Genomic DNA, 8004 nt, shown 5'->3' with positions numbered 1-8004 from the left:
GGTGGAGTACATCAAGTACTACAACCAAGAGCGAATCAGATTGAAATTGAAGGGACTAAGCCCGGTAAAGTACCGGGAACAGGCCCAAGCAGCCGCCTGACCCCACCGTCCAAGTCTCGGGGGTCACTTCAGGGATGGGTTCACGGCGTCCCCCGCGAACTCACCGCCCCCAGCCAAACCAAGGCTTTCCGCGATAACCGTCCACCCACGAGGGGCTGCGCCGTTCGCGGGAATTTACTTCGCCGGCGACATCCACATGTCGATGACCGCGCTGAACACTTCCGTCCCCGCGCGGTCGCGCACGCTGACCGTCACCGGCAGCGCATAGCCCTCGGCCGCGACCACAATGGGCTGTGCCGGCAGTGCCACCGCCTGCAGCGTGCCGCGGGCCTTGGCCAGGTACTGCACCTGCATCCCCTTCGGGATCCAGCGCATGCCCTTCGGCAGCGACGCGTCGACCATCAGCCCGGCGGTCAGTTCGGCCAGGTTGCACATCGCGATCGCGTGCACCGTGCCGATGTGGTTGCGCACCCTGCGGCGATCGGCCAGCGTGCCTTCGCAGCGACCGTGTTCCAGGCGGGTGATGCGTGGCGCGATGCTGGCGAAGTAGGGCGCCTTGAAACACACCGCGCGCGAGAACAGCCAGGTGCCGGCGGGCCAGCGCTGCAGGCGTTGGTAAAGCGAGAGCAGGGGCGTGGACATGAGGGGTATTCCGGTCGGCGGATAACGCGACGGCGGGCCGAGGCCCGCCGTCGAAGGCAACGCGTGTCGCGGGCGATCAGGCCGCCTGCGAATGCGGATCCTTGTGCTGGCGGTCGTAGTAGCTGGCCGCGCGCAGTTCGTGGGTGTCGAAGTCGTCCACGGTGATGGTGTCCAGGGTGAGCGTGCGAAGCTCTTCCAGCAGGCTGCGCTCGTCCTGGGTGATCACGCCCTCGGCTACGGCTTCGTCCAGCTGCGCCTTGAAGTCCAGCGCCTCGATGCCCTTGCTCTTCAGCGCCTTGAGGAACTTGCGCTCCACCGGCTCGGCCATGATCGCCTTGCTCAGGTAACTGTTGATGCGGCCACCCGGGTTGTTCTCGCACGGGGTCAGGAACACGCCATTGGCGAGACGGTCGCGGGCTTCATTCGGCGCCATCAGCAGGGCGGCGACGCGGCGGCTCAGGCGATCACCCGGAGCCTCGGCACGACGGCCCAACGGGAAGATGAGCGCCCACATCAGCCAGCCGATCGGACGGATCGGGAAGTTGCGCAGCGCGGCCGACAGCGACTCTTCGATCTTGTGCACGCTGTCATGGAAGGCCCAGGCCAGCAGCGGCTGGTCGGCCTGCGGTGCACCTTCGTCGTGGTAGCGCTTGAGCATGGCGCTGGTCATGTAGACATGGCTCAGCACGTCGCCCAGGCGGCCGGACAGCGATTCCTTGAACTTCAGCTTGCCGCCCAGGGTCATCATCGAGATGTCGGCCATCAGCGCCAGGTTGGCCGAGTAACGGTCCAGCTTGCGGAAGTAGCGGCGGGTGTAGGCGTCGCCCGGGGCGGCGCCGAAGCGCGCGCCGGTCAGGCCGAACCAGAACGAACGCACGGCATTGGAGATGCCGAAGCGGATGTGGCCGAACAGGCTGCGGTCGAACTCCTGCAGGCCGGCACGGGTATCCGGATCCTGCGCGGCCTTCATTTCCTTCAGCACCCACGGGTGGCAGAGGATCGCACCCTGGCCGAAGATCAGCAGGCTGCGGGTCATGATGTTGGCGCCTTCCACGGTGATCGCGATCGGCGCGGCCTGCCAGCTGCGGCCGGCGAAGTTGCGCGGCCCCAGGATGATGCCCTTGCCGCCGATCACGTCCATCATGTCCGAGATCACTTCACGGCTCATGGTGGTGCAGTGGTACTTGGCGATCGCCGACGGCACCGACGGCACATCGCCACGGTCAACCGCAGCGGCGGTAGCCTGCGACAGCGCACTGATCTTGTACGCCTTGCCGCCGATGCGGGCCAGCGCTTCTTCCACGCCCTCGAAGCGACCGACCGACAGGCCGAACTGCTTGCGGATGCGCGCATAGGCGCCGGTCACGGCGGCACCGGCCTTGGCACCGCCGCTGGCGGTGGACGGCAGGGTGATCGAGCGGCCCACCGCCAGGCACTCGTTGAGCATGTTCCAGCCCTTGCCGGCCATGGCTGCGCCGCCGATCAGCTGGGTCAGCGGAATGAACACGTCCTTGCCGCGGATCGGACCGTTCTGGAACGTCGAGTTCAGCGGGAAGTGGCGACGGCCGATTTCGACGCCGGCGGTATCACGCGGCAGCAGGCCCAGGGTGATGCCGATGTCGCGGGTATCGCCGATCAGGCCATCCGGGTCGTACATGCGGAAGGCCAGGCCGATCAGCGAAGCGACCGGGGCCAGGGTGATGTAGCGCTTGTCGAAGGTCAGCTTGACGCCGAGCACCTGCTCGCCGTTCCACTCGCCCTTGCAGACGATGCCGTAGTCCGGGATCGAAGTGGCGTCGGAGCCGGCGAACGGACCGGTCAGGCCGAAGCAGGGCACTTCGCGGCCATCGGCCAGGCGCGGCAGGTACTGGTCCTTCTGTTCCTGGGTGCCGTAATGCACCAGCAGTTCACCCGGGCCCAGCGAGTTGGGCACGCCGACGGTGGAGCTGACCACCGAGGACACCGAGGCCAGCTTCTGGATCACCTTGTGGTGGGCCAGCGCGGAGAAGCCCAGGCCGCCGTACTCCTTCGGGATGATCATGCCGAAGAACTTGTTCTTCTTGATGAAGGCCCACAGCTCCGGCGGCAGGTCGGCGTGGACGTGGGTGATTTCCCAGTCGTTGACCATCGTGCACAGCTCTTCCACCGGGCCATCGAGGAAGGCCTGTTCTTCAGCGGTCAGCTGCGGCTTGGGGTAGTTGAGCAGGATGTTCCAGTCCGGATCACCGGTGAACAGTTCGCCCTCGAAACCGACCGAACCGGTTTCCAGCGCGATGCGCTCGGTCTGCGACAGCGGCGGCAGCACCTTGCGGAACACCTTCATCATCGGGCCGGTCAGCAGCGGCTTGCGGATGAACGGCAGCAGCAGCGGCACGGCGATCACCGCCAGCACCGCCGCAGCGACGATGGTGGCGGTCTGGTTGACGTAGGGAATGAACCAGCAGGCGGCCAGCAGGGCCACGCTGATCAGCGTCCAGGTAACCAGCCGCATGCGGTGGTAGGCGACGAAGGCGCCTGCCAGCAGCAAGGCGAGGAAGGGAAGAACGATGCTCATGAGCGTGCTCCGGTGACGTGCTCGTTTGTGGCGGACGAAGCCGCAGCGTCCGCTGCGGGCAACACGTCCAGATAGTCCAACACAGTAGCGGTAAAGGCGTCGTTGTCATCGCCGGCGACCATGTGGGTCGCTTGCGGCAGCTGTACATGGCGCGCATGCGGCGCCAGCGCCAGGAATTCGGCCACGGTCTGCGGCGTGACCAGGTCGCTGCGGCCGCCGCTGACCAGCAGCAGCGGGCACTTCACCTGGCGTGCGGCCTCGGCCAGTGCGTCCTGGTGCTGTTCGCTGTCGCGGGCCAGCTCGGCCACCAGGCGTGGGTCCCAATGCCAGCGCCAGCGCCCGTGGCCGTCCTCGCGCAGCAGCGCACGCAGCGACTGCTCGGATTTGCGCGGCCGGTGCGGCATGTAGGCCGAGATCACGTCGGCGGCCTGGGTCAGCGAGGCGAAGCCGTCGGGATGGGCGGTCATGAAGGCGAGGATGCGCTCGACACCCGCGGTATCCCAGCGCGGGGTGATGTCGACCAGCACCATGGCCGAGAACAGGCCCGGCCAGCGCGATTCGGCCAGCAGGCCGAACAGGCCACCCATCGAAGCGGCAACCAGTACCGGCGGGCGCGGCTGTTCGCCGGCCAGCACGATCAGGTCGTCGGCGAACTGTTCGCCGTGATAGGGCAGATCGGTGCCATTCCAGTCGGAATCGCCATGGCCGCGGGCGTCGTAGGCCAGCGTCTGCAGGCCGGCCGCGTTCAGTGCGCGGGCAGTGGCGTTCCAGGCATGGCGGGTCTGGCCGAAGCCATGGGCGAACAGGACCCGGCCGCGCCGGCCATGGTCGCTGGCGGTCGCCGCCAGGCGGGCGCCATGGGCGGCGTCCAGGCGCAGGTCATGGAACGCAGCGGGAGTTGGGGACATAACCATACTTGCTAGTATGGAGAGCTTCGAGGGGAAGTCAATACTGCACGGTATGGTGCGTTGCAGAATGCGCGTGGAGGGACCCTTCCGAGGGGCCTGCGACGGTTTCGACCGCAACCGCGTACTGCAACGAACCCCGGCGTATGGTTAAATCAGCCCATGAATCAACCTGACGCTTCCGCCGGCGAACCGCGCGCCGGCCGCAACAGCCGCCTGAGTGCCGAAGACTGGGCCCAGGCGGCCCTCGATCTGATTGCTGAACAAGGGGTCGGCGCCGTCGCGGTAGAGCCGCTGGCACGGCGGCTCGGCGTTACCAAGGGCAGTTTCTACTGGCATTTCCCTTCGCGCGATGCATTGCTGCAGGCGGCGCTGGAACGCTGGGAACTGTTCGAACAGGAACAGGTGTTCGGCAGCCTGGAAGACGTACCGGATCCGCGTGTGCGCCTGCGCCAGCTGTTCCAGATGGTGGCGCATGAAGTGCAGCCGCACATCATCTACAGCGAGCTGCTGAAGGCATTGGATCATCCGATGGTGCGGCCGGTGATCGACCGGGTCTCGCAGCGTCGCCTCGACTATCTGGTCGCCTCGTTCCGCCAGGCCGGCCTCAGCTCGACCGATGCGCGTCATCGCGCACGCCTTGCGTACGCCGCTTATGTCGGCTTCCTGCAGTTGTCGCTGCAGCTGCAGCAGCCCAAGCAGGCGCGCGAGGATTTCGAAGCGTACGTCGAGCATCTGATCGAGACGCTGATTCCGAACGGATGAGCGCCCGGAAATGATCTCGAAGGAAGGCCGCAGCGATGCTGCGGCCTTTTTTGTTGTGCGCTGGCCAGCGCCCGTCCATGGCGCACAAAGAACAACGGCCCCTTTCGGGGCCGTTGCTGCATCAGCTGATCAGGTTCCCGATCAGAACTTCTGCTTGTACTGCATGTACATGAAGCGACCGATGTCGTAGCCACCGTAGTAGGAGTACTGCGAGTTCGGCGCCGAGTACATCTGCGGGCCGTAATGGTCGAACACGTTACGCGCGCCCACGGCGATGGTTGCATTCCACGGTGCGTTCCAGGAGACCTGGACGTCGTGGAAGGTGGTGGCGCCACGGCGGTTCATCGGCTGGTCGCGTGCCGGATCCGGCGAGCCGAAGTCAGGCAGGCTGCACTCGGTCGAGAAGTAGCACTGTTCCTTCACGCTGGAGAAGTAGCGCGTACCCCAGGTGATGCCCCAATCGCCGTATTCCCAGCCAAGCACCAGGTTCGAACGCAGGCGGAAGTTGCTGCTGAAGCCGTTGAGGATCGACACCGGCACCTGTTGCGCGTTGGTGGTCTTCAGCACGTTCTTGCTGACGTAGGTGTTCTGCAGGTTGGCGTTGAAGCTGCCCCAGCTGCTGGTTTCGAAGCGATAGGCCACATCGAAGTCGAAGCCTTCGGTTTCCTGGTAACCGGCATTACGTGGTGCGTAGGTCAGGTTGGTCACGATGCCGCGGGTTGCGTCGCGGGTGAACGAGTTGCAGCGGTCGGCGATGCCGAGTACGTAGCAGTCGTTGAGCTGGGTGGTCGGATCGTCGGTGACGATGGTGTTGGTGATCTTGATGTTCCACCAGTCCAGGCTCATGTTCAGGCCCTGGGCGAAGGTCGGGCTCCACACCAGGCCGACGGTCTTGGACTTGGACTTTTCCGGAGTCAGGTTCGGGTTGGAGACGGCGTTGAACGGCACCGGGCTCTGCTCATCCTGACCTTCCGCCGGGACGTAACCCTGCTTCAGCTGGCGGAAATTCGGGGCCAGCGCGCCCAGGGCGGCGGCGCAACGCTGGGCGGTGGCCGGATCGCTGGCAGCCAGGCCGAAATCGGTATCGCACGGATCGGTGAAGTAGGCGAAGGTCTGCGAGCTGCCACCGTACAGATTGTCGATGGTTGGTGCGCGGAAGCCCTCGGCATAGGTGGCACGCACCAGCAGCTGGTCGATCGGCTTCCACTTCAGGCCGAACTTGTTGTTGGTGGTGTTGCCGAAGGTGTTGTACTTCGAGTAGCGCGATGCGGCGTTAAAGCTCAGTTCCTTGGCACCCGGCAGGTCGGCCAGGATCGGAACGTTCAGCTCCAGATACACTTCGTTGACGTTGTAGCCACCACCGGTCGGGCCGGCCGCCAGATCGGTCGAGTAGCCCGACTGTGACAGCGCATCCGGAACGTAGGTGCCCTTGTCTTCGCGGTACTCGTAACCCAGCGCGAAGCCCAGGTCGCCGGCGGGCAGGGTGAACAGGCTGCCGGCGATGTTCGCGTAGTAGGTCTTGGTGGTGACTTCACCGGTGTTCTTGGTGGTCGGGAACAGGAACTGCTGCAGGGCAGGGTTGCCGGTCAGGCCGCCGTCGCCGGTACGGCCGTACGGAATGGCCGGATTCCACGGAATGCAGCCGCCGGGGCCCGGGCCATAGATCGGGTTGGTGCCCGCGGCCAGGCCGGCGGCCGTGCCGCACTCGACGCGGCCGGTGGCCGGATTGAGGAACGACGCTCCGGTGGCCTGGGTGACCGCCAGCATGTTGTAGTTGCCGGTCTGGGTCTGCAGGTTCTCCGAGTTCTGGTAGATGTAGCCGGCTTCCCAGTCGAAGTACTTGTCATTGAACTGGAAGCTGCCCTGCAGGGCGCCAGTGAAGCGGAAGGTGGTCAGCTTGTTGGTCGACAGGCGCGGCACTTCCCAGCCACGGCGGATGAAGCCCATGTCGGTGCCGAACGGGTTGTAGTAGCTGTCCTGCGAGAGCACGGTACCCAGCTGACGCTCATAGTCGGCCGACTGCAGCGGATAACCGGCGACCTGTGCCTGCGACTCGCGACGGGTGTACAGCAGGTCGGAGACGAAGCGGATGTTGTCGGTCAGGTCGTACTGTACGTTGGCGAACACCGAACGACGCTTGGTCGGCGTCAGCAGGTGCATCTGCTCGTTGGAGTTGCTGACGTCACCGGTGATCGGGGTGAGGTCGGTCTCGTGATAGGCGTTCGGATCGAACGGATTTCCACCACGGTTCAGCGTCAGCAACGGTGCATTCGGATCATTGACGTCATAGACCGCGCCCCACTGGCTGACCGGGGTCCAGCCGCGGTCCGGGTGGCGATCCGTGCGCTGCGACTTGCTGAACCAGCGATTCTTGGCCCAGACGGCCTTTTCTTCGGCGTATTCCGCACCGATGGTGACCGAACCACGATCACCGGTGAAGCCGGCCACGAAGTCGAAGCTGCTCTTCTGGCCGTCGCCTTCGCCGTACTGGCCGACGTAGGCGTTGGCTTCCAGGCCCTGGAAGTTCTTGCGGGTGATGATGTTGATCACGCCGGCGATCGCGTCGGAGCCGTAGATCGACGAGGCGCCGTCCTTCAGCACGTCGATGCGCTCGACGATGGCCGACGGAATCTGCGACACGTCCTGCAGGCCGCTGACGCTGGCGCCGAGGCGCTTGCCGTCGACCAGCACCAGGGTGCGCTCGGCACCGAGGTTGCGCAGGTCGATGTAGAAGCCACCGACGGCTTCGCCGGAGGACAGCGGCTCGGAACGGCTGATGGCCGGGCTGCCGGCGGCAGAGATGTTCTGCAGGACGTCGGCAACCGTCTTGAAGCCGCTCTTCTCGATCGAAGCACGGCTGATGCTCAGAACGGGCTGGGCGGTTTCGGTATCGACCTGACGGATGCGCGAACCGGTGACCTCGATGCGGTCGAGGTTGGTGGCTTCCTGGGCGTGGGCCGTCGCGGTGGTGGCACCGGCGACAAGCGCGATCACAACTGCGTCACGCAGCTGGCTGGACTTGAGTTTCATTGGCTCTCTCTCTCCAAGAAATCTTGGCTGGGGTTAATGCCCGGCGGG

6 protein-coding genes are annotated in these 8004 nt (G+C 65.3%); 2 read left to right on the top strand and 4 right to left on the bottom strand.

Annotated elements, in window-relative coordinates; all coding sequences use genetic code 11:
* Positions 1–100, top strand: a 100-nt coding sequence (locus AC5P7X_RS18405) for an IS3 family transposase (protein WP_495215207.1), incomplete at its 5' end; no start/stop codon positions are given.
* 134 nt (positions 101–234) lie between these two features.
* Here the strand turns inward: AC5P7X_RS18405 and AC5P7X_RS18400 are convergent.
* The 3 genes from AC5P7X_RS18400 to AC5P7X_RS18390 all read right to left on the bottom strand — a co-directional run bounded on the left by AC5P7X_RS18400 (position 235) and on the right by AC5P7X_RS18390 (position 4170).
* Complete coding sequence (locus AC5P7X_RS18400; RefSeq protein WP_005418417.1) at positions 235–702, bottom strand: hotdog fold domain-containing protein; 468 nt, start codon at positions 700–702, stop codon at positions 235–237.
* 76 nt (positions 703–778) lie between these two features.
* On the bottom strand, positions 779–3256 hold the full coding sequence (locus AC5P7X_RS18395; protein WP_005418415.1) for an acyl-CoA dehydrogenase: 2478 nt from the start codon (positions 3254–3256) through the stop codon (positions 779–781).
* A complete protein-coding gene (locus AC5P7X_RS18390) occupies positions 3253–4170 on the bottom strand; it encodes an alpha/beta fold hydrolase (RefSeq protein WP_329843210.1) in 918 nt (305 codons plus the stop codon). Before AC5P7X_RS18390 ends, AC5P7X_RS18395 begins: the two co-directional genes overlap by 4 nt.
* Before the next feature lie 153 nt (positions 4171–4323).
* Here AC5P7X_RS18390 and AC5P7X_RS18385 point away from each other — a divergent pair, with 153 nt between their 5' ends.
* Positions 4324–4926: a TetR/AcrR family transcriptional regulator gene (locus AC5P7X_RS18385; protein ID WP_005418411.1), complete on the top strand. Its 603-nt coding sequence runs from the start codon at positions 4324–4326 to the stop codon at positions 4924–4926.
* Positions 4927–5067: 141 nt separating this feature from the next.
* On the opposite strand, the gene AC5P7X_RS18380 is transcribed toward AC5P7X_RS18385, so the two are convergent.
* Positions 5068–7956 carry a TonB-dependent receptor plug domain-containing protein gene (locus tag AC5P7X_RS18380; RefSeq protein WP_053496147.1) on the bottom strand — a complete coding sequence of 963 codons (2889 nt, stop codon included), beginning with the start codon at positions 7954–7956 and terminating at the stop codon, positions 5068–5070.
* Between the last annotated feature and the right edge of the window lie 48 nt (positions 7957–8004).

The sequence above is a fragment of the Stenotrophomonas sp. YJH_SMC_53 genome (assembly GCF_059369995.1).
The sequence above is the reverse complement of the archived record's forward strand: the minus strand, read 5'-3'. Positions and strand labels throughout refer to the sequence as shown.